This is a genomic window from Pantoea sp. Z09 (assembly GCF_022394795.1).
Lineage (GTDB): Bacteria > Pseudomonadota > Gammaproteobacteria > Enterobacterales > Enterobacteriaceae > Pantoea > Pantoea latae.
Window position 1 is genome coordinate 3789359 of the sequence record NZ_CP092373.1, and the last position, 21249, is coordinate 3810607.

General features: G+C 59.3%; 22 protein-coding genes. 13 read left to right on the forward strand and 9 right to left on the reverse strand.

The genetic code is table 11. The annotated features are described in order from the left end of the window. Nucleotides 1–106: 106 nt before the first annotated feature. The 4 genes from ftsN to rraA all read left to right on the forward strand — a co-directional run bounded on the left by ftsN (nucleotide 107) and on the right by rraA (nucleotide 3659). The gene (gene ftsN, locus MC269_RS18055) at nucleotides 107–1051 is read left to right on the forward strand and encodes a cell division protein FtsN (protein WP_239953232.1); all 945 of its coding nucleotides are present in this window, start codon (nucleotides 107–109) and stop codon (nucleotides 1049–1051) included. Nucleotides 1052–1141: 90 nt separating this feature from the next. Continuing rightward, nucleotides 1142–1672, forward strand: coding sequence for an ATP-dependent protease subunit HslV (hslV, locus tag MC269_RS18060; RefSeq protein WP_081137874.1), 531 nt, complete (start codon nucleotides 1142–1144; stop codon nucleotides 1670–1672). A gap of 9 nt (nucleotides 1673–1681) precedes the next feature. Further along, nucleotides 1682–3013 (forward strand): HslU--HslV peptidase ATPase subunit, encoded by a 1332-nt coding sequence (gene hslU, locus MC269_RS18065; RefSeq protein ID WP_081137872.1) that lies wholly within the window; start codon nucleotides 1682–1684, stop codon nucleotides 3011–3013. Between the two features lie 160 nt (nucleotides 3014–3173). After that, nucleotides 3174–3659, forward strand: a complete 486-nt coding sequence (gene rraA, locus MC269_RS18070; protein ID WP_081137870.1) for a ribonuclease E activity regulator RraA — start codon at nucleotides 3174–3176, stop codon at nucleotides 3657–3659. Between the two features lie 55 nt (nucleotides 3660–3714). On the opposite strand, the gene zapB is transcribed toward rraA, so the two are convergent. Further along, complete coding sequence (zapB, locus tag MC269_RS18075; RefSeq protein ID WP_081137868.1) at nucleotides 3715–3954, reverse strand: cell division protein ZapB; 240 nt, start codon at nucleotides 3952–3954, stop codon at nucleotides 3715–3717. Between the two features lie 419 nt (nucleotides 3955–4373). On the opposite strand from zapB, the gene MC269_RS18080 reads away from it, so the two are divergent. From MC269_RS18080 to glpX, 3 genes are all read left to right on the forward strand, one after another. Then, nucleotides 4374–5222 (forward strand): MIP/aquaporin family protein, encoded by an 849-nt coding sequence (locus MC269_RS18080; RefSeq protein WP_081137866.1) that lies wholly within the window; start codon nucleotides 4374–4376, stop codon nucleotides 5220–5222. A 27-nt stretch (nucleotides 5223–5249) separates the two neighbouring features. After that, complete coding sequence (gene glpK / locus MC269_RS18085) at nucleotides 5250–6767, forward strand: glycerol kinase GlpK (protein ID WP_081137864.1); 1518 nt, start codon at nucleotides 5250–5252, stop codon at nucleotides 6765–6767. 125 nt (nucleotides 6768–6892) lie between these two features. Further along, nucleotides 6893–7903: a class II fructose-bisphosphatase gene (gene glpX / locus MC269_RS18090; RefSeq protein ID WP_239953233.1), complete on the forward strand. Its 1011-nt coding sequence runs from the start codon at nucleotides 6893–6895 to the stop codon at nucleotides 7901–7903. Here glpX and emrD read toward each other — a convergent pair. Next, nucleotides 7893–9083 (reverse strand): multidrug efflux MFS transporter EmrD, encoded by a 1191-nt coding sequence (emrD, locus tag MC269_RS18095; protein WP_239953234.1) that lies wholly within the window; start codon nucleotides 9081–9083, stop codon nucleotides 7893–7895. The two genes, glpX and emrD, sit on opposite strands and share 11 nt — an antisense overlap. 288 nt (nucleotides 9084–9371) lie before the next feature. Between emrD and fpr the strand changes: the two genes are divergently transcribed. The 3 genes from fpr (at nucleotide 9372) to tpiA (ending at nucleotide 11714) form a co-directional block, all read left to right on the forward strand. Next, entirely contained in the window at nucleotides 9372–10118 is a 747-nt protein-coding gene (gene fpr / locus MC269_RS18100; protein WP_239953235.1) for a ferredoxin--NADP(+) reductase, read from the forward strand. A 118-nt stretch (nucleotides 10119–10236) separates the two neighbouring features. Beyond that, the gene (locus tag MC269_RS18105; RefSeq protein WP_239953236.1) at nucleotides 10237–10863 is read left to right on the forward strand and encodes a DUF1454 family protein; all 627 of its coding nucleotides are present in this window, start codon (nucleotides 10237–10239) and stop codon (nucleotides 10861–10863) included. Between the two features lie 83 nt (nucleotides 10864–10946). Next, nucleotides 10947–11714, forward strand: a complete 768-nt coding sequence (tpiA, locus tag MC269_RS18110) for a triose-phosphate isomerase (RefSeq protein WP_081137855.1) — start codon at nucleotides 10947–10949, stop codon at nucleotides 11712–11714. A gap of 466 nt (nucleotides 11715–12180) precedes the next feature. Here tpiA and MC269_RS18115 read toward each other — a convergent pair whose 3' ends face one another. From MC269_RS18115 to cpxP, 6 genes are all read right to left on the reverse strand, one after another. Beyond that, complete coding sequence (locus MC269_RS18115) at nucleotides 12181–12939, reverse strand: CDP-diacylglycerol diphosphatase (RefSeq protein WP_239953237.1); 759 nt, start codon at nucleotides 12937–12939, stop codon at nucleotides 12181–12183. 112 nt (nucleotides 12940–13051) lie between these two features. Beyond that, a complete protein-coding gene (locus MC269_RS18120) occupies nucleotides 13052–14041 on the reverse strand; it encodes a sulfate ABC transporter substrate-binding protein (RefSeq protein WP_239953238.1) in 990 nt (329 codons plus the stop codon). Nucleotides 14042–14189: 148 nt separating this feature from the next. Further along, the gene (pfkA, locus tag MC269_RS18125) at nucleotides 14190–15152 is read right to left on the reverse strand and encodes a 6-phosphofructokinase (protein ID WP_033754393.1); all 963 of its coding nucleotides are present in this window, start codon (nucleotides 15150–15152) and stop codon (nucleotides 14190–14192) included. Between the two features lie 205 nt (nucleotides 15153–15357). Next, the gene (gene fieF / locus MC269_RS18130) at nucleotides 15358–16260 is read right to left on the reverse strand and encodes a CDF family cation-efflux transporter FieF (protein WP_239953239.1); all 903 of its coding nucleotides are present in this window, start codon (nucleotides 16258–16260) and stop codon (nucleotides 15358–15360) included. A 207-nt stretch (nucleotides 16261–16467) separates the two neighbouring features. Continuing rightward, nucleotides 16468–16647 (reverse strand): general stress protein, encoded by a 180-nt coding sequence (locus MC269_RS18135; protein ID WP_081137847.1) that lies wholly within the window; start codon nucleotides 16645–16647, stop codon nucleotides 16468–16470. Between the two features lie 508 nt (nucleotides 16648–17155). Beyond that, nucleotides 17156–17665, reverse strand: coding sequence for a cell-envelope stress modulator CpxP (cpxP, locus tag MC269_RS18140; protein ID WP_081137845.1), 510 nt, complete (start codon nucleotides 17663–17665; stop codon nucleotides 17156–17158). 149 nt (nucleotides 17666–17814) lie between these two features. On the opposite strand from cpxP, the gene cpxR reads away from it, so the two are divergent. From cpxR to trmL, 3 genes are read left to right on the forward strand one after another with little or no spacing between them, the layout of a single operon-like run. After that, nucleotides 17815–18513 (forward strand): envelope stress response regulator transcription factor CpxR, encoded by a 699-nt coding sequence (gene cpxR, locus MC269_RS18145; RefSeq protein ID WP_081137843.1) that lies wholly within the window; start codon nucleotides 17815–17817, stop codon nucleotides 18511–18513. Then, on the forward strand, nucleotides 18510–19889 hold the full coding sequence (gene cpxA, locus MC269_RS18150; RefSeq protein ID WP_081137841.1) for an envelope stress sensor histidine kinase CpxA: 1380 nt from the start codon (nucleotides 18510–18512) through the stop codon (nucleotides 19887–19889). The genes cpxR and cpxA overlap by 4 nt, the downstream gene beginning before the upstream one ends. A gap of 35 nt (nucleotides 19890–19924) precedes the next feature. Further along, a complete protein-coding gene (gene trmL / locus MC269_RS18155) occupies nucleotides 19925–20395 on the forward strand; it encodes a tRNA (uridine(34)/cytosine(34)/5-carboxymethylaminomethyluridine(34)-2'-O)-methyltransferase TrmL (RefSeq protein WP_239953240.1) in 471 nt (156 codons plus the stop codon). Here trmL and cysE read toward each other — a convergent pair. Beyond that, on the reverse strand, nucleotides 20392–21213 hold the full coding sequence (gene cysE, locus MC269_RS18160) for a serine O-acetyltransferase (protein WP_033754376.1): 822 nt from the start codon (nucleotides 21211–21213) through the stop codon (nucleotides 20392–20394). The two genes, trmL and cysE, sit on opposite strands and share 4 nt — an antisense overlap. Between the last annotated feature and the right edge of the window lie 36 nt (nucleotides 21214–21249).

The window sequence follows — 21249 nt, forward strand, 5'->3', positions numbered from 1 at the left end:
GGTCAAAGTTCCAACCCTTAAGTAACATGGCGGACTCCTTGCCGGGCGGTCTTTCCAGGCGTTTTCGCCCCGTTGGCACGATTTTTTGAAGGGTATCAGAACGAGAGTGGCACAGAGAGATTATGTAGGCCGCGGGCGTTCAACAGGGACGCGTCGCAAAAAAAGCAGCACCAGCCGTGGAAAGAAAAGCAAAGGCGGCTCCGGTGTCTCCAAACTGATGATCGGACTGGCCGTTGCGGTGCTGGTGACCTTTGCCGGTGGTTTATGGTTCCTTGCGCATCATAAAAAAGACGATGTGCCGGTGATCCCGGATCATAAAGCCAACGGCAACGGTTTGCCGCCGAAGCCTGAAGAGCGCTGGAAATACATTAAAGAGCTGGAAAACCGTCAGGTGACGGTGCCGACGCCAACCGAACCTTCGGCGGGCGGCGAGGTGCAGTCGCACACGCAGCTCACCGACGAACAGCGTCAGCTGCTGGAGCAGATGCAGGCGGATATGCGCCAGTCGCCGACCCAGCTGAATGAAGTACCGTGGAACGAACAGACCCCGGCGCAGCGTCAGCAGACGCTGCAGCTGCAGCGCCAGCAGCAGCAACAGCGCCAGCAGCAGCAGCAACAGCAGCAGCTGCAGATGCAGTCGCGCCAGCAGACGCAGCAAAGCGCCCCGGCGCGTCAGCCGATGCAGCAGAGCCAGCCAGCGCACCAGCCGCAGCCGAGCGCGCGTCCGGCGCCGCAGCCGCGTCAGACGCAGCAGCAGCCAGCGCCTGTAACGCGCGAACCCGCGCAGGAAACGGCGAAGAAACCGGCGGAGAAACCGGCCTCTTCCCAGCGCTGGATGGTGCAGTGCGGATCGTTCAAAGGCACCGACCAGGCGGAGTCCGTGCGCGCCGGTCTGGCGTTCGAAGGATTCGAAAGCCGCATTACCACCGGCGGCGGCTGGAATCGCGTGGTGATCGGTCCCTATAAGGATCGCAGCAGCGCCGACAGCACCCTGAAGCGGCTGCGCGGCAACGGCCATTCAAACTGTATTCCGCTCGCCGTCGGGGGTTGAAACCCGACAAACCTGCCCCATATCTGGTTGCATGATGCGCCGCGCCTTGCCGCGCGGCGCTTTTTTTCTACTGCAACAAGGGGTCTGCCCGTGACAACAATAGTAAGCGTACGACGCAACGGACGAGTCGTTATCGGCGGTGATGGCCAGGCAACTCTCGGCAATACCGTGATGAAGGGCAACGTAAAAAAAGTGCGTCGCCTTTACAACGATAAGGTAATTGCCGGTTTCGCTGGCGGCACTGCAGATGCCTTCACCCTGTTTGAACTCTTCGAACGTAAACTGGAAATGCACCAGGGCCACCTGGTGAAAGCCGCCGTCGAGCTGGCGAAAGACTGGCGCACCGACCGTATGCTGCGCCGTCTTGAAGCGCTGCTGGCGGTCGCGGACGAAAACGCCTCGCTGATCATCAGCGGCAACGGCGATGTCATCCAGCCGGAAAACGATCTGATCGCCATTGGTTCGGGTGGCCCCTTCGCTCAGGCGGCGGCGCGTGCGCTGCTGGAAAACACCGAGCTGGGCGCGCATGAGATCGTCGCGAAATCCCTGAATATCGCGGGCGACATCTGCATCTACACCAACCACAATGTTAACTTCGAAGAACTGCCGTCCAGGGCGTAAGGATCAAACATGTCTGAGATGACTCCCCGCGAAATCGTCAGCGAACTGAATCGCTTTATTATCGGCCAGGACGGCGCAAAAAAAGCCGTCGCCATCGCGCTGCGTAACCGCTGGCGTCGTATGCAGCTCGACGAAGAGCTGCGCCACGAGGTGACGCCGAAAAACATTCTGATGATCGGCCCGACCGGCGTCGGTAAAACCGAAATTGCCCGTCGTCTGGCGAAGCTCGCCAACGCGCCGTTCATCAAGGTGGAAGCGACCAAATTCACCGAAGTGGGCTACGTCGGTAAAGAGGTGGACTCCATCATTCGCGACCTGACCGACGCCGCCGTGAAAATGGTGCGTAGCCAGGCGATTGAAAAGAACAAATACCGCGCCGAAGAGATGGCGGAAGAGCGCATCCTCGACGTGCTGATCCCGCCGGCCAAGAACAACTGGGGCCAGCCGGAGCAGAGCAGCGAGCCTTCCGCCGCGCGCCAGTCGTTCCGTAAGAAGCTGCGCGAAGGCCAGCTGGACGATAAAGAGATCGAAATCGACCTCGCCGCCGCGCCGGCCGGCGTCGAAATCATGGCGCCTCCGGGCATGGAAGAGATGACCAACCAGCTGCAGTCGATGTTCCAGAACCTGGGCGGTCAGAAGCAGAAGCCGCGCAAGCTGAAGATCAAAGACGCGATGAAGCTGCTGATTGAAGAAGAAGCGGCCAAGCTGGTGAACCCGGAAGAGCTGAAGCAGGATGCGATCGAAGCGGTAGAACAACACGGCATCGTGTTTATCGACGAAATCGACAAAATCTGTAAGCGCGGCCAGTCATCCGGTCCGGACGTCTCGCGCGAAGGCGTCCAGCGCGATCTGCTGCCGCTGGTAGAGGGCTGCACCGTCTCAACCAAGCACGGCATGGTGAAAACCGATCACATTCTGTTTATCGCCTCTGGCGCATTCCAGGTCGCCAGCCCGTCAGATCTGATCCCGGAACTGCAGGGCCGTCTGCCGATCCGCGTTGAGCTGCAGGCGCTGACCGTCAACGACTTCGAGCGCATTCTCACCGAGCCGAACGCGTCGGTGACCGTGCAGTACAAGGCGCTGATGGGCACCGAAGGCGTGAACGTCGAGTTTACCGACGACGGCATCCGCCGTATCGCCGAAGCGGCGTGGCAGGTGAATGAAACCACCGAGAATATCGGCGCGCGTCGTCTGCATACCGTGCTGGAGCGTCTGATGGAAGATATCTCCTATGACGCCAGCGATCGCCACGGCGACTCCGTCACCATTGATGCGGAGTATGTCAGCAAGCATCTGGATGAACTGGTGGCGGACGAAGATCTCAGCCGCTTTATTCTGTAATTCCATTTTTCTATGCGCTTGCGCAAAGCCCGGCCACTGCGCCGGGCTTTTTTTATCTGCATGCTGCTGATGCAGCGCCTTTTTTTCCGCTGATGATTTTGCCAACAATCCGTTTCTGGCGGTATACTTACCGCTCCTGTGGCAAACAGATGGACCCACCATGAAATACGATACTTCTGAACTCTGCGACATCTACCATGAAGAAGTGAACGTTGTTGAACCGCTTTTTTCCAACTTCGGCGGCCGCACCTCATTTGGTGGTCAGATAACCACAGTGAAATGTTTTGAAGACAACGGCCTGCTCTACGATCTGCTGGAAGAGAACGGTCGGGGCCGCGTGCTGGTGATCGACGGCGGCGGTTCGGTGCGGCGCGCGCTGGTTGACGCGCAGCTGGCTCGCCTGGCGATGGATAACGAATGGGAAGGGCTGGTGGTGTATGGCTCCGTGCGTCAGGTAGACGATCTGGAGGAGCTGGAGATCGGCATCCAGGCCATTGCCGCCATTCCGGTTGGCGCGGCGGGCGAAGGCATTGGCGAAAGCGACGTGCGCGTTAACTTCGGTGGCGTCACCTTCTTCTCCGGCGACCATCTCTACGCCGACAATACCGGCATTATCCTCTCTGAAGATCCGCTCGATATCGAGTAGCGCCAGAAACGAAAACGGGAGCACGCCGCTCCCGTTTGCTATTCGGCTGAGGCTGTTACACCTCTTCCATTTTTCCCAGCAGTGCACGCAGGCGATCCTGCCACAGATGCTGCTCTTCCTTTAACTGCTGATTTTCACGCACCAGCGACTCGTGGTTGCCCGCAGCCTGCTGCGCGTCGTTTTTCAGCGAATTGTTCTGCTCTTTCAGCTCTTCGATTTCCATCTGCAGCAGGGTGATGGTATCAATCGCCTGCTGTACTTTCGCTTCCAGTTTCTCGAATACTTCAAATGACATCTTTCTGACCTCTCCTAAATTCTCGCAGGGCGTTGATGATGCCAGCCTTAGCGCGTGACGCCCTGTATCAGCCAGGCCAGCAACAATGTTTCCGATTGTATGTAGCCTGATAGCGCAAGTCCAGCGACGCGGGCCTTGCGGGCGCAGTCTGTAACACTTTTCGGCTTATGCCTGGCGCCCCGACGCCTGGGGCGGCTCAGGCGAAAAACGAGGCGGCGAAGCGAGGCGCATGATGTTTCATGAAAGCCAAAAGGCGCGAAAACGCGCATTTATTTGACTCAGCACACAGATTTCGATTTCGCTATTTCTCGTTTATGCTCGTTAACGATAAATTTACACCAGCCCTACAAGAGAGCTGGGTGACTCATGGAATGAGAACAAAAACTGATAAAATTTAACCTCGCTTCAGGAATACCATTATGAGTCAGACATCGAACACACTGAAAGGTCAGTGCATCGCCGAATTCATCGGCACCGGCTTAATTATCTTTTTTGGCGCCGGCTGTGTGGCCGCGCTGAAAGTGGCTGGTGCCGCCTTCGGTCAATGGGAAATCTGCATTATCTGGGGACTTGCCGTCTCCATGGCCGTCTATCTCACCGCCGGCGTTTCTGGCGCTCACCTTAACCCTGCCGTCACGGTGGCGCTCTGCCTGTTCGCCAACTTTGAAGGGCGCAAGGTGTTGCCGTACGTGCTGGCGCAGGTTGCCGGTGCGTTCTGCGCCGCCGCGCTGGTTTACGGCCTTTATTACAACCTGTTCTTCGATTACGAGCAAAGCCATCAGATGGTGCGCGGCACGGTGCAGAGCCTGGACCTCGCCGGTATCTTCTCGACCTACCCTAACCCGCACATCAGCGTGGGACAGGCGTTCCTGGTGGAGATGGTGATTACTGCGGTGTTGATGGCGGTGATCATGGCGCTGACCGACGATGGCAACGGCGTGCCGCGCGGCCCGCTGGCACCGCTGCTGATCGGCCTGCTGGTGGCGGTGATCGGCGGCTCTATGGGCCCGCTGACCGGCTTCGCCCTCAATCCGGCGCGTGATTTCGGACCTAAGCTATTCGCCTTCTTTGCTGGCTGGGGTAACGTTGCCTTCACGGGTGGTAAAGATATCCCTTACTTCCTGGTACCGATCTTTGGCCCGTTAGTGGGAGCCTGCCTGGGCGCCTTTGGCTATCGCGCGCTGATTGGTCGCCACCTGCCGGGCGCCGTACTGGCCAGCAGCAAAACAGAAAAACCGGTCGCACGCGCTGAGCAGCGTAAAGCGTAAGTTTCACTTTTTCATCGGGAATGCATTATGACGACTACCACTGATAAAAAATATATTGTTGCGCTCGACCAGGGCACTACCAGCTCGCGCGCCGTTGTGCTGGATCACGACGCCAACATCGTTGCGGTATCACAGCGCGAATTCACCCAGATCTACCCGAAAGCGGGCTGGGTAGAGCACGACCCGATGGATATCTGGGCATCGCAAAGCTCGACGCTGGTCGAGGTGCTGGCGCACGCCGACATCCGCTCTGACGAGATTGCCGCCATCGGCATTACCAACCAGCGCGAAACCGCGATCGTCTGGGACAAAGAGAGCGGCAAGCCGATCTACAACGCTATCGTCTGGCAGGATCCGCGCACCGCTGACTACTGTAACAAGCTGAAAAAAGAGGGGCTGGAAGAGTACATCCAGCACACCACCGGCCTGGTGATTAACCCCTACTTCTCCGGCACCAAGGTGAAGTGGATCCTCGACCATGTGGAAGGGGCGCGCGAACGCGCGAAGCGTGGCGAACTGCTGTTCGGCACCGTGGACACCTGGCTGATCTGGAAAATGACCCAGGGCCGCGTGCATGTGACCGACCACACCAACGCCTCGCGCACCATGATGTACAACATTCACAAGCTGGAATGGGATCAGCGTATGCTGGAGATCCTCGACATTCCGCGTGAAATGCTGCCGGAAGTGAAAGGCTCTTCTGAGATTTACGGCCAGACCAACATCGGCGGTAAAGGCGGCACCCGTATTCCTATCGCCGGTATCGCAGGCGACCAGCAGGCGGCGCTCTACGGCCAGCTCTGCGTGCAGCCGGGCATGGCGAAAAACACCTACGGCACCGGCTGCTTTATGCTGATGAACACCGGCACCGAAGCGGTGACCTCGTCGCACGGCCTGCTGACCACCATCGCCTGCGGCCCGCGCGGCGAAGTGAACTACGCGCTGGAAGGCGCGGTGTTTATCGGCGGCGCCTCTATTCAGTGGCTGCGCGACGAGATGAAGCTGATCAGCGACTCCACCGACTCGGAATACTTCGCGCTTAAGGTGAAAGATACCAACGGCGTCTATATGGTTCCGGCCTTTACCGGCTTGGGCGCGCCCTACTGGGATCCCTATGCGCGCGGCGCGATTTTCGGCCTGACGCGCGGCGCCAACGCCAACCACATTATTCGCGCCACGCTGGAGTCTATCGCCTACCAGACGCGCGACGTGCTGGAAGCGATGCAGAACGACGCTGATACCCGTCTGCAGTCGCTGCGCGTGGATGGCGGCGCGGTGGCGAACAACTTCCTGATGCAGTTCCAGTCGGACATTCTCGGCACGCGCGTTGAGCGTCCGGAAGTGCGCGAAGTGACCGCGCTGGGCGCCGCCTATCTGGCGGGTCTGGCGGTCGGCTTCTGGAACGATCTGGAAGAGGTGCGCGCCAAGGCGGTGATCGAACGTGAATTCCGTCCGAGCATCGAAACCACCGAGCGCAACGTTCGCTACGCCGGCTGGCGCAAAGCAGTGGCGCGCGCGCAGGCATGGGAAGATCACGACGAGTAATGGCTTCTCCCGCGCCCACCGGCGCGGGACCTTGTCTCTCTTCTCCGAGCCCGCGACCCTGTCGCGGGCTTTTTTTTGCGCTTCCCCGCTGTGCTACACTGCCCTTTTTGCATCAGGTGCAGGCCATGAAACGAGAACTCGCCATAGAATTTTCCCGCGTGACCGAGGCGGCGGCCTTAGCTGGCTATCGCTGGCTGGGTCGCGGCGACAAGAACAGCGCCGACGGCGCCGCCGTCCACGCCATGCGACACGTCCTTAACACCATCGATATCGACGGCCAGATTGTGATTGGCGAAGGTGAGATCGATGAGGCGCCGATGCTCTATATCGGCGAAAAGGTCGGCAGCGGGCGCGGCGACGCGGTCGATATCGCGGTCGATCCGATCGAGGGCACGCGCATGACCGCCATGGGCCAGGCCAACGCGCTGGCGGTGCTGGCGGTCGGCGACAAAGGCAGCTTTCTGCACGCGCCGGATATGTATATGGAGAAGCTGATTGTCGGTCCGGCGGCGCGCGGGCATATCGATCTCAACCTGCCGCTGGAAACCAACCTGCGTAATATCGCCGCGGCGCTGAATAAATCGCTGACGCAGCTGACGGTCTCTATTCTGGCGAAACCGCGCCACGACGCCGTTATTGCGCAGCTGCAGCAGCTTGGCGTGCGCGTCTTCGCCTTCCCCGACGGCGACGTGGCGGCCTCTATCCTTACCTGTATGCCCGACAGCGAAGTCGACGTGCTCTACGGCATCGGTGGCGCGCCGGAAGGCGTAGTGTCGGCGGCGGTGATCCGCGCGCTGGACGGCGATATGCAGGGCCGTCTGCTGCCGCGTCACGAGGTCAAAGGCGAGAGCGAAGAGAATCGCCGCATCGGCGAGCAGGAGCTGGCGCGCTGCCACGAGATGGGCATTAACACGGGCGAGGTGCTGCCGCTGGCGCGTATGGCGCGCAACGACAACGTGATTTTCGCCGCCACCGGCATCACCAGCGGCGATTTGCTGAAGGGCATTACGCGTCAGGGCAATATCGCCACCAGCGAAACCCTGCTGATCCGCGGCAAGTCGCGCACCATTCGCCGCATCCAGTCGATCCACTATCTGGATCGCAAAGACGCGGCGCTGCACCCGTTTATCCTGTAACCGTGCCGCTTTGACTTTCTGGCTGGCGCGACAGCGGCAGCCAGCAGAGCAGCATCACCAGCGCGGTGGCGAACATCAGCATCCCCAGGCTGAACTGGTCGCGCTGCGGCAGCAGCGCGGACGCCCAGGCGACCACGCCCGATCCCAGATTCTGCAATCCGCCAATCAGCGCGCCGGCGCTGCCCGCCAGCCAGGCGTAAGGCTCCATCGCGCCTGAGGTCGCCAGCGGAAACAGCATGCCCGCGCCGAAGAAGAAGAGCGCGGCGGGCACCAGCAGCGTCCAGATGTTCATCACGCCGAACCACGCCGGGATCCACATCAGCGCGCCCGCCAGCAGGCAGCTGTTGACGCCGGTCCACATCAGGCTGTGCCACGAGCGCGTTTCGCGTCCGGCAAACCACGCGCCGAAAAAGGCGGCGGGGATTGGCAGAATAAACAGAATGCTCACGGTGAACGCATCCAGCCCGAGCACGCCGCCCAGCAGCACGCCGCAGCTCGCTTCAAATACCGCGATGCCCGCCAGCGCGCCGATCAGCAGCACGATAAAACGCACAAAGCTGGCGTCGCTCAGCAGGCGCTGATAGCGCCGGAAAAAAGGCGTTACCTCGCCGCCCTGCGGGCGTGTCTCCGGCAGCCAGCGCGCCATCGCACCGGTCACCGCGACGCAGAGCAGCAGCAGGAAGGCGAAACAGGCGTGCCAGCCGAACAGCTTCGTCAGCAGCGCGCCGATCACCGGTGCCAGCAGCGGGCTCACCAGCAGTCCCATATTCAGCAGGCTGTTGGCCTGACGCAGCGCGACGCCCGCGTAGAGGTCGCGCGGCATGGTGCGCGCCATCACGCCCGCTACGCCGGTGCCCAGCCCCTGAATGGCGCTGCCCAGCACCAGCACGTTCAGCGAGGGCGCCAGCATTGAGGTAACGGCACCGATCATAAAGATCGTCATCCCGGCGAGGATCACCGGACGACGCCCGACGCTGTCGGAAAGCGGACCATAGATCAGCTGGGATCCGCCATAGGTCATCAGATAGGCTGCCATCACGCGCTGCAGCGTGCCGTCATGCACGTTAAGCGCGTCCGCCATCGCAGCCATCGCCGGCACGTAGATTGTCTGCGCCATCTGCCCTACCGCCAGCATTAAAATCAACATCAGCAGCAGCGGCTGATTTTCCATCTTCTTCATCGACATCTCAGTCTGGGAAATAACGTTAACTCAGCAGCAAAACGTGCTGCGTCGGGATAATGGCGGGAAAAATATCAGGAATCCGTGACAAATCGAGAGGCAGCGCCAAAGCTGTCGGCGCGGCGGCGTCAAGTTTTCGTACCACCTTGTCAACAGCGCGCAACGCGTGACGCGGCGTGCGGCGCGTTTGTCGATTAGAGCCTAAAAACCGGCGGCCGGGTGGAAAATCCGCCGTGCAGCCGCGATGATATCTTTGTGCCTGAAAAATCAACGACCGGGAGAGTAACCATGGCCGAATGGGTCAATGCGCAAGTAAAGGAAGTGAAAAACTGGACGGACGCGCTGTTCAGCCTGCGGGTGCATGCGCCGATCGACACGTTTACCGCCGGACAGTTCGCCAAGCTGGCGCTGGAGATTGATGGCGAACGGGTGCAGCGCGCCTACTCCTACGTCAACGCGCCCAGCGATCCGCTGCTGGAGTTCTATCTGGTGACGGTGCCGGAGGGCAAACTCAGTCCGCGTCTGCAGGCGCTTAAGCCCGGCGACAGCGTGATGGTCACCAAAGAGGCCGCCGGTTTTTTTGTGCTGGATGAGATCCCACCGTGCAACACCCTGTGGATGCTGGCGACCGGCACGGCGATTGGCCCCTACTTATCTATTCTGCAACAGGGCGAAGGCCTCGACCGCTTCGAGCATATCGTGCTGGTGCACGCGGTGCGCTACGCCGCCGATCTGAGCTACCTGCCGCTGATGCAGTCGCTGCAGCAGATCTACAACGGCAAGCTGCGTATCCAGACGGTGGTGAGCCGCGAAACCGCCGCCGGCTCGCTGACCGGACGCGTGCCGGCGCTGATTGAGAGCGGCGAGCTGGAGCGTGCGGTGGGCCTGCCGATAGAGGCGGAATCGGGCCATATTATGCTGTGCGGCAACCCGCAGATGGTGCGCGACACCCAGCAGCTGCTGAAAGAGACGCGCGACATGCGCAAACATCTGAAGCGCAAACCCGGCCATATCACCAGCGAGCACTACTGGTAAGCCGCGCTGCGTTGCGATAATTCCTGCTCTGACAGAAATTTCGTCCGTCGCGCTTTTGACTTTCACCGGTAAAAACCGTTCTAATTTAGCGCAGAAATTACTGGTCAGAGCCTACAAAATGAAGAATTTGCCTGGCGCGCTGCTGCTGAGCCTTGCGCTGACGGCTCCGGCATTTGCCGCCGATCTCCCGCCGCGCGAGCGCAGCGAATCCGTGCCTGCCGCGCCCTATCTGCTGGCGGGTGCGCCGACGTTTGATATGACCATCGGCCAGTTCCGCGAGCAATACAACGCCGCGAATGCCGACCTGCCGCTGATGGAGTATCGCGCCATCGACAGCAAGAATGACAGCAGCCGCCTGACCCGCGCGGCGAGCAAAATCAGCGAAACGCTCTACGCCTCTACCGCGCTCGAGCAGGGAACCGGCAAGGTGAAAACGCTTCAGCTTACCTGGCTGCCGGTGCCGGGTCCGGATGAAAAGGCGTCCCAGGAGAAAGCGATGGCCTATATGACGGCGCTGCTGCGCTTTTTTGTCTCGGGCTTAACGCCGGATGAGGCGCGGCAAAAGCTCAACGCGCTGCTCAGCGAGGGCAAAGGCGCACGCTATTTTTCCCGCAACGAAGGCGCGCTGCGTTTCGTGGTGGCGGACAACGGCGACAAGGGGCTGACCTTCGCTATCGAGCCGTTAAAACTGACGCTGCCGCCCGCCGATCAGGACGGCAAAAATGACGAAAAGCAAAGCCATTGACCAGAGAGATCTCTATACTGTCTGGCAGTCTACGCTGCCTGACGGCAGTGCAATTTAATGAATCGCGTAACGCGGAGGATAGAATGCGACATCCATTGGTTATGGGTAACTGGAAACTGAATGGCAGCAAGCAGATGACGAGCGAGCTGATCGAAGGCCTGCGCAAAGCGCTTTCCGGCGTCGACGGTTGCGGCGTCGCTATCGCCCCGCCCGCTATCTATCTCGACCAGGCGAAGCACGCCGTCTCCGGCAGCCATATCGCCCTGGGCGCGCAGAACGTCGACGTTAATCTGTCTGGCGCATTTACTGGCGAAACCTCCGCAGAGATGCTGAAAGACATCGGCGCGAAATATATCATTATCGGCCACTCTGAGCGTCGCACCTACCACAAAGAGAGCGACGAGTTTATCGCGAAGAAATTCGCCGTGCTGAAAGCGGCTGGCCTGGTGCCGGTGCTGTGCATTGGCGAAACCGAAGCGGAAAACGAAGCGGGCCAGACGGAAGAAGTGTGCGCGCGTCAGATCGACGCCGTGCTGGAAACCCAGGGCGCAGAAGCCTTTAATGGCGTGGTTATCGCCTACGAACCGGTCTGGGCGATCGGCACCGGCAAATCTGCCACCCCGGCGCAGGCGCAGGCGGTGCACAAATTTATTCGCCAGCACATCGCGAAGAAAGACGCGGCGGTCGCTGAGCAGGTCATCATTCAGTACGGCGGTTCCGTTAACGATAAAAACGCGGCTGAACTCTTTACCCAGCCGGATATCGACGGCGCGCTGGTCGGTGGCGCCTCGCTGAAAGCTGACGCCTTCGCGGTAATCGTGAAAGCGGCGGCGGAAGCGAAAAAAGCCTAATCCCCGACAGACGAAAAAAAGCGGCTTTCAGGCTAATGCTTGTCAGTTAAGCTCATGTTCAGGTAAGGCCGCTATTTTCTCTAAATGGCGGCCTTTTTTATATGCGTGTGAGCATGCTGGTGCGGTGGCCTCAGACAGGGTGCCCTTTGTAGCAGTTGAAACGCTGCCGGCCGCTCCCTTATGCCCTTTCCAGCAGCGCCCACGGAAGCTGGCCAGCAGGCTGGGGCTGCTCAGGGGCGGGCATTTCGCAGCGCTGAACAGAATGAGGCTGCCAGGAGAGCCCGCAAGGAAGCGGGCGAAAGGTGGGGCTGGAACAGGAAGGTTCCATCCCCACCGGTCCGTCAGGCAGACGAATGACGTGAAGGTACCGCGTCAGCGGCGCGAGGACCGCCCGCCCCTGAGCGGCACCAGACTGCGTTATCACCCCATGCTTAACTGACCAGTATTAGCCTTCAGATCGCTTTTTTTATGGCTGCAAAATCTCACAGCGGTGGTCCTGCAGCTCCTCTGCCGATCCGCGATTGAGCAGCAGCCAGTTGCGCGCTAGCGCCATCAGCGCCAGACGTCCGTCCGGCAGCGCTGCCAGCGCCACGCCATAGCTGCCCATTTCTTCACGCGCTTCAGGGATCTCCTGCGCTATGCGGATAAACGGGCTCTGCTGCGTCAGCTCCGGCAGCGTGAGCGTGCGTATCTGGTAGGCGTGGCGCAGCAGCGTGGCCTTCTGCCAGCGGCTGGAGAGACCAGGCGCGAGGCGGTCCAGCGCGCGGCGCACGTCGGGCCGCAGGCAGGAGATGTGAATATGCAGCTGATTCTGGGTGCGGCCATACTCGGCGTTGATCGCCAGCGACAGCGCGCTGTCGGCGATGGGCGCGCCGCGCCGTACCGCCAGCTGCGTGCGCGCCTGCCAGGCGAAGGCGAAAAAGTTGGGCGTGGCGGGCTCCAGCAGCGCCGGGCTTTCCATGCCGGTGATTTTCGCCAGCGGAATCAGCAGGTACTGCAGCGGCCCGTTGAGATCTTTAAGCAGCGCATAGCCTTGATCAAGCGCGACGCGCTGGCAGGGCGCAGGCGAACCGCTTGCGCGCTGATTCGGCTCGCACTTTTCGCTGACGATTTGCCACAGCGCATCGCTGTTTTTATGCAGGTGGAAAGCGGCGATCGCCAGGCCGCCGATCAGCAGCAGCAGAGAAAGCGCAATCAGACGCAGCGCACGACGGCTTCCAGGCATAGCGGGATTTCTCTCTTGGCTTTTTGCGCATCCTCGCCTGGCGGCTGCGCAATGTCACGCACAAATAAAAACGGCCAGCGCGCTGGCTGGCCGTTTGCTCTCTGGCGAACGATTAAGGCTTCATCACCTGATCGTAGGTGCCGCCATCAGCAAAGTGCGTTTTCTGCGCCTGCGTCCAGCCGCCGAACTTATTGTCGATGGTAAACAGCTTCACCGGCGCAAAGGTGCTGGCGAATTTCTTCGCCACCTCTGCATCGCGCGGACGATAGAAGTTCTGCGCCGCGATGGTCTGGCCTTCCGGCGAGTAGAGGTACTTCAGATAGGCGTCGGCAACGCTACGCGTGCCCTGTGCGTCCGCCACTTTATCCACCACGGATACGGTCGGCTCTGCCAGAATCGATTCGCTCGGCGTGACGATTTCAAATTTGTCTTTACCCAGCTTGTCGACCGCCAGATAGGCTTCGTTTTCCCAGGCGATCAACACGTCGCCGATACCGCGCTCCACGAAGGTGTTGGTTGCGCCGCGCGCGCCGGAGTCCTGCACTTCGACGTTTTTGAACAGCGCTTTGACGTAGGCCTGGGCCTTCGCCTGGTCGCCGTTGTTTTGATCCAGCGCCCAGCCCCATGCGGCCAGATAGTTCCAGCGCGCGCCGCCTGAGGTTTTTGGATTCGGGGTGATGACCGATACGCCTGGCTTGATCAGATCCGGCCAGTCGTGAATGCCTTTCGGGTTGCCTTTACGCACCAGGAAGACAATGGTGGAGGTATAGGGCGCGGAGTTGTCCGGCAGACGCTTCTGCCAGTTCTTATCGATGCGGCCGCGCTCGGCGATGGCATCGACATCGGACTGTAACGCCAGGGTCACCACGTCGGCGCGAATGCCGTTAATCACCGAGGTCGCCTGCTTGCCTGAGCCGCCGTGCGACTGACGGATGACCACGTTATCGCCGGTTTCCTGCTTGTAGTGCGCCGCGAAAGCCTTGTTGTACTGCTCATACAGCTCGCGCGTCGGATCGTAAGAGACGTTCAGTAGCTGGTAATCCTTTGCCAAAACGCTGGCAGAGGCCAGCAGAAGGGTAATACCGATACTCCACTTGTTCATTATGCACTCTCCCAAGGTCATCAGGCCGGTAGGGTGACATAAACCATTTTAGAGCTAAAAGAATTAAAAATAAGGATTTATAACCGCGTGGAATATAGACAGCGGAAAGCAGACGCGCCGTTCAGGCGCGTCGCAATAAGACCGGGGATCAGTAGAGTTTTTTTGCGGTTTCCAGCCAGTCGCGTTTAAACGGACGCTTCATATTTTCAATGGCGTCGATGATGTCGTGATGCACCATCTTCTCGTTCTGAATGCCGACGCAGCGGCCGCCGTAGCCCTGCAGCAGCAGCTCAATCGCGTAGGCGCCCATGCGCGACGCCAGAATACGGTCGTAGGCGCAGGGCGCGCCGCCGCGCTGGATATGGCCCAGCACCGTGGCGCGCGTTTCGCGTTTGGTTTCCGCTTCGATGTACTTCGCCAGATCGTCGATATCGCAGATATGTTCGGTGATCGCCACGATAGCGTGCTTTTTGCCTTTGGCGATGCCGGCTTTGATCTCCATCACCAGCTCTTCGCGGGTGTAGGGGATTTCCGGCAGCACGATAAATTCACAGCCGCCCGCAATCGCCGCCGCCAGCGTCAGATCGCCGCAGTAGCGCCCCATCACTTCAACAATCGAGATACGCTGGTGCGAGGAAGAGGTGTCGCGCAGGCGGTCGATCGCCTCGACCACGGTTTCCAGCGCGGTAAAGTAGCCGATGGTGTAGTCGGTGCCTGCCACGTCGTTATCGATGGTGCCCGGCAGGCCGATGCAGGGAAAGCCCATTTCGGTCAGTCGCTTGGCGCCCATATAGGAGCCGTCGCCGCCGATAACCACCAGCGCGTCGATGCCACGCTTTTTCATATTCTCGATGGCCACCTGACGCACTTCGTCATTGCGGAACTCTGGAAAACGCGCTGAGCCAAGGAAGGTGCCGCCGCGGTTAATCATATCCGACACGCTGTAGCGGTCGAGATTGATCATCCGGTCTTCATACAGTCCCAGATAGCCGTCATAGATACCAAAAACTTCCAGTCCTTCGCTCAGCGCTGATCGCACAACACCGCGAATGGCTGCGTTCATGCCTGGGGCGTCGCCGCCGCTGGTCAATACACCAATTTTTTTGATCATGACAACCTCTGGATTGTGAATACGTAAGTTAATCCTGCCTGTCGTGCGCCGCTTAGCGGCATATCGTTATGCGCGACCCGTGATGGCAGATAGTATATCAAAGGCTTGCTGCTGAATTGATTCAGGTCAGACAAGTTTTCACTAATTTTTTTGCAGGAATGTTAGCGCTTCGTCATTTTAAATAGTTGAAACTGATTCAATCCGGTTAAAAGCCGGGTGAGTTTTGCTGTTCGAGCGGCACCACCGAGCAGGGATCCTGATGAATAATCACGTCCGATCCGGGAAAACGTCGCAGCAGCGCCTTTTCCACCTGATCCGCCACGCGATGCGCCTGCACCAGCGGCAAATTATCGTCCAGCTCCAGATGCAGCTGAATAAATTTAGTCGGACCTGACTGGCGCGTGCGCACGTCGTGCACGCCCTCTACCCCAGGCCAGTTCAGAGCCAGCTCCAGAATGATAGTGTGCTCTTCCTCAGGCAGCGCGCGGTCCAGCAGCGACTGCACGGCGTCGTAGCCCATACGCAGCGCGCTATAGAGGATATAAACGCCGATGCCTAACGCGAAAAGCGCGTCGGCGCGGGCGAAGCCGTAGCTGCTCAGGGCAAGTGCGATCAGGATAGCGCCATTCATCACCACATCGGACTGGTAGTGCAGCATATCGGCGCGGATCGCCTGGCTGTGCGTGTGGCGCACCACCCACCGCTGAAACGCCACCAGCAGCAGCGTCGAAAAGAGCGCGACCACGGTCACCACCACGCCGACCAGCGGCGCGCGCAGCGTATTGGGCGAGGCAAGATGCTGAATGCCGGTTAAGAACAGGAACAGCGCCGAGCCGGAGATAAACATGCTTTGCGCCAGCGCCGCCAGCGATTCCGCTTTGCCGTGGCCAAAAGTATGATCGGCGTCAGCAGGCTGCAGCGCGTAGCGCACCACCAGCAGATTGGTCAGCGAGGCGGCGATATCCACCAGCGAGTCGACCAGACCCGCCAGCAGGCTCACCGATCCGGTGTACCACCAGGCGAAAATCTTCACGATCAGCAGGCAGGTCGCCAGGGCCGTCGCCGCCAGCGCAGCGCGTTTAACCAGACGAGCATAGGTGGGCTGCATAATGGGCTCCCTGTGCCATTGCTGGCATGCACGCAAAACAAAGGAATGGCTAAAGTTTAACATCCCGCGCGTCGCTGCGCATAAACCCTGCATCACCAGAAGAGAAAAGCGGATTAAAACCCTGAAAAAACAAACCCCGCCCTCAAAGAGGACGGGGTATCGTTTCCCGGTTGGGAAACGCACGATTACAGCTTAGCTCTAAAACTGTCAGGAAGAGCTGCGGCCGCCGCCGTGGCTGTTCTGACCGCCTTTTTTGCCTGCTTCAGAGGCTTTTTCACGGTCATTTTTGAAGTTACCGCCGCTGTTCTGTCCGCCTTTTTTACCGGCTTCAGACGCTTTCTGCGGGTTGTCTGCGAAATTGCCTGAACCACCACGATGTTCTGCCATAACGTACTCCGTTAATATATTCAGATTGATTTACGTAATGTGGTTAATGCACTCCATTTAAATTCCCGGGATGTGCGACTTCCTTGCTGCGACAGGAGTAATTGTAGAAGCAACCGTGGGGAATTCAAGAAAAGATATAAAATAATAAGTATATGATTTTGTTTATAATTAATATATGACAGCAATATTTGTTTGCTTATTATCATATATTTAAATAAATCTTCGCTTCGCTTTGAATATTTAACCGATTCGCTTAAGCATATATTAAGCTGACATAAGATATGCCATCGATAAAATAAACGAGGCGTTGAAAAGAAATATTTTGTCAATTCACTGCGGTTTTAAAGGGTTAGTACCCTTCTTAAATGAAGTGTTAATGCCGACGCGCTATCCGGCGGCCAGGGTTGACACCGGTGCCCGGCGCGCGCAAAAAGGGCAAAAAAAACCCCGCCATCATGGCGGGGAAGACAGGGATGGTGTCTATGGCAAGGAAAACAGGGATACTATGTTACTGGTTACTGCTGGTACTACTCACTGCTTGCAGCGATGACGCTGACTGCAAATTTGAGAGCTTGCGTAACTCGGAGAGACGCCGCTCGTAATTCTTTTGCAACGTGGCCTGCTGGGCCGGCGTTAGCAGGTGGTACATCTGGTTGCGAATGCGCGCCATTTCGACATGTTGTTCGATCTGCGCCTGGGCGATCTTTTCAGCCTGGGCACGAATGGCCGCTTCGTTGAATGTCTCTGCCGTAATCAGGCCATGCATGTTTTCGATATCGTTGATGCTGACCGGGGCGCGTTCATGTCGCGCTTGCTGCATCAGGTCGCGCATCTGTTGACGCTGCTCTTCCGTCAACTCAATGCCGTCGAACATGTGGCTTTGCGGATTTTGCGTCATACTGCCTGTCGTCAATCCGCCGTGATGCATTTCGTCAATCGTCGTCGTGTCTGCTGCTCCTGCGCTGGCGTGATTGAGAACCATCGCTGAGGCAAGGACGACGGCGGTTACTGTGCGCATCGTTTACTCCAGTTCGTTCCGTTTTGCGATTCAACGAGAGCCAGTGTACGGCGATAGCTGCAAACATCCGTCAGGGGGTGTAAAACTACGTAAAGCGTTGGATTGACAAGTCAGGAACACGGTATTTTGCCTGCGGAGGGCAATAAAAAATGAATAAAATCCTGTTGGTTGACGATGACCGCGAATTGACTTCGCTGCTTAAAGAACTGTTAGAAATGGAAGGGTTTGAAGTGGTGGTCGCCAGCGACGGCGAACAGGCGTTAAGCCTGCTGGACACCTCTATTGATCTACTTTTACTCGATGTGATGATGCCGAAAAAGAACGGCATCGACACGCTGAAAGAGCTACGCCAGCAGCATCAGACGCCTGTCATTATGTTAACCGCGCGCGGCAGCGAGCTGGATCGCGTGCTGGGGCTCGAACTGGGCGCGGACGACTATCTGCCTAAGCCGTTCAACGATCGCGAGCTGGTGGCGCGCATACGCGCGATACTGCGCCGTTCTAACTGGAGCGAGCAGCAGCAGCAGCACGACAACAGCTCGCCGACGCTGGAAGTGGACTGCCTGCGGCTTAATCCGGGTCGTCAGGAGGCGAGCTTCGACAACCAGACGCTGGATCTCACCGGCACCGAGTTCACCCTGCTCTACCTGCTGGCGCAGCATCTCGGCCAGGTGGTCTCACGCGAGCACCTGAGTCAGGAGGTGCTTGGCAAGCGCCTGACGCCGTTTGACCGCGCCATCGATATGCATATCTCCAATCTGCGCCGCAAGCTGCCCGAGCGTCGTGATGGCCATCCGTGGTTTAAAACCCTGCGCGGACGCGGCTATCTGATGGTCTCGGCGTCATGATCGGCAGCCTCACCACACGCATCTTCGCTATCTTCTGGTTAACCCTGGCGCTGGTGTTGATGCTGGTGTTGATGGTGCCCAAACTGGATTCCCGCCAGATGACCGCGCTGCTCGATAGCGAGCAGCGTCAGGGCACCATGATTGAACAGCATGTGGAAGCCGAGCTGTCGCAGGATCCACCCAACGATTTAATGTGGTGGCGGCGCCTGTTCCGCGCCATCGACAAGTGGGCACCGCCAGGCCAGCGCCTGCTGCTGGTGACCAGCGAAGGCCGCGTGATCGGCGCACAGCACAACGAGATGCAGGTGATCCGTAACTTTATCGGCCAGTCCGACAACGCCGATCATCCGCAGAAAAAGAAGTATGGCCGCATTGAAATGGTCGGCCCCTTCGCCGTCCGCGACGGGGAAGACAACTATCAGCTCTACCTGATTCGACCGGCGACCAGCTCGCAGCTCGATTTCGTTAACCTGCTGTTTGACCGCCCGCTGCTGCTGCTGATCGTCACCATGCTGATCAGCTCGCCGCTGCTGCTGTGGCTGGCGTGGAGCCTGGCGCGGCCGGCGCGCAAGCTGAAACACGCGGCGGACGAAGTCGCCAGCGGCAACCTGCGTCAGCATCCGGAACTGGAGTCTGGCCCGCAGGAGTTCCTCGCCGCGGGTTCGAGCTTCAACCAGATGGTGAGCGCGCTGGAGCGCATGATGACGTCGCAGCAGCGCCTGCTCTCCGATATCAGCCACGAGCTGCGCACGCCGCTGACGCGACTGCAGCTGGCCACCGCGCTGCTGCGTCGCCGTCAGGGCGAAGGCAAAGAGCTGCAACGCATTGAAACCGAAGCCCAGCGTCTGGACGGCATGATTAACGATCTGCTGGTGCTGTCGCGCACCCAGCACAAGAATGCGCTGGTGAGCGAAGCGATGAAGGCGAACCAGCTCTGGAACGGCGTGCTGGAGGATGCGAAGTTTGAAGCCGAGCAGATGGGCAAGCAGCTCGACGTGCCCTATCCGCCCGGCCCCTGGCCGCTCTACGGCAACCCGCATGCGCTGGAGAGCGCACTGGAGAACATCGTACGCAACGCGCTGCGCTACTCGCACTCGCATATCAGCGTCAGCTTCTCGGTGGATATCAGCGGCCTGACGGTGCACGTCGACGATGACGGCCCAGGCGTCAGCCCGGAAGATCGCGAACAGATTTTCCGTCCGTTTTATCGCACCGATGAGGCGCGCGATCGCGAATCTGGCGGCACCGGGCTGGGGCTGGCGATTGTCGAAACCGCGATACAGCAGCATCGCGGCTGGGTAAAAGCGGATGACAGCCCGCTCGGCGGTCTGCGCCTGACGCTCTGGCTGCCGCTCTACTCCTCCAGCCGCCAATAATTTGCTATGCTTCGGCCCCTGTTATCGGGGGCCTTATGCTTAACATCGTCTTATTTGAACCAGAAATCCCGCCGAATACCGGCAATATTATCCGCCTCTGCGCCAACACCGGCTTTCAGCTGCATCTGATTGAGCCGCTCGGCTTCGCCTGGGACGACAAGCGGCTGCGCCGCGCCGGCCTCGACTATCACGAATTCACCGCCATTCAGAAGCATGAGAGCTACGCCGCGTTTCTGCGCGCTGAGCAGCCGACGCGACTCTTTGCGCTCACCACCAAAGGCACGCCGGCGCACAGTGCCGTTAGCTACCAGCCGGGCGACTATCTGCTGTTTGGACCGGAGAGCCGCGGGCTGCCCGCCGAGATCCTGGATGCGCTGCCGGCGCAGCAAAAAATCCGCATCCCGATGCGCGCAGAGAGCCGCAGCATGAACCTGTCGAATGCGGTATCGGTGGTGGTGTACGAAGCCTGGCGCCAGCTGAATTACGCCGGCGCCCGTCGCGATTAGATGCCGTCGCCGAACTCGAAGCCCGGCACGGTGCCGTTGAAGTGCTGATCCATATCCATTGAGGGCTTGTCGCTCGCCGGCTTGCCGACGATGCGCGCTGGGACGCCTGCTGCGGTGGTGTGCGGCGGCACCGGCTGCAAGACCACCGAGCCGGCGCCGATCTTCGCGCCGCGCCCCACTTCGATATTGCCGAGGATTTTCGCGCCCGCGCCGATCATCACCCCTTCGCGGATTTTCGGATGGCGATCGCCGCTGGTTTTGCCGGTGCCGCCAAGCGTCACTGACTGCAGAATAGAGACGTCGTTCTCTACCACCGCCGTTTCGCCGATCACGATGCCGGTGGCGTGGTCGAGCATAATGCCGTGGCCGATGTTCGCCGCCGGATGGATATCAACGGCGAAAGAGACGGAAATTTCGTTTTGCAGATAGACCGCTAAGGCGCGGCGCCCTTCGTTCCACAGCCAGTGGCCGATGCGATACGCCTGCAGCGCGTGAAAGCCTTTCAGATAGAGCAGCGGCGTGGAGTATTTGTCCACCGCCGGGTCGCGCTGGCGCACCGCCTGGATGTCGAGCGCGGCCGAGGCGATCATCGAAGGATCCTGACGATAGGCCTCTTCGACGATTTCGCGAATGGCGATAGCGGGCATAATGGGATTGGCGAGCTTGTTGGCCAGCATATAGCTCAGGGCGCTGCCGAGATTTTCGTGCTTCAACAACGTCGCATGATAAAAGCTGGCCAGCATCGGCTCGCAATCGGCCAGCGCGCGCGCTTCCGCTTTGATGTTGTTCCAGACCAGTTCTAACTCATCAGACGACATTGCCTTTTTCTCCCGATAAAAAAAGCGCCTGGATGG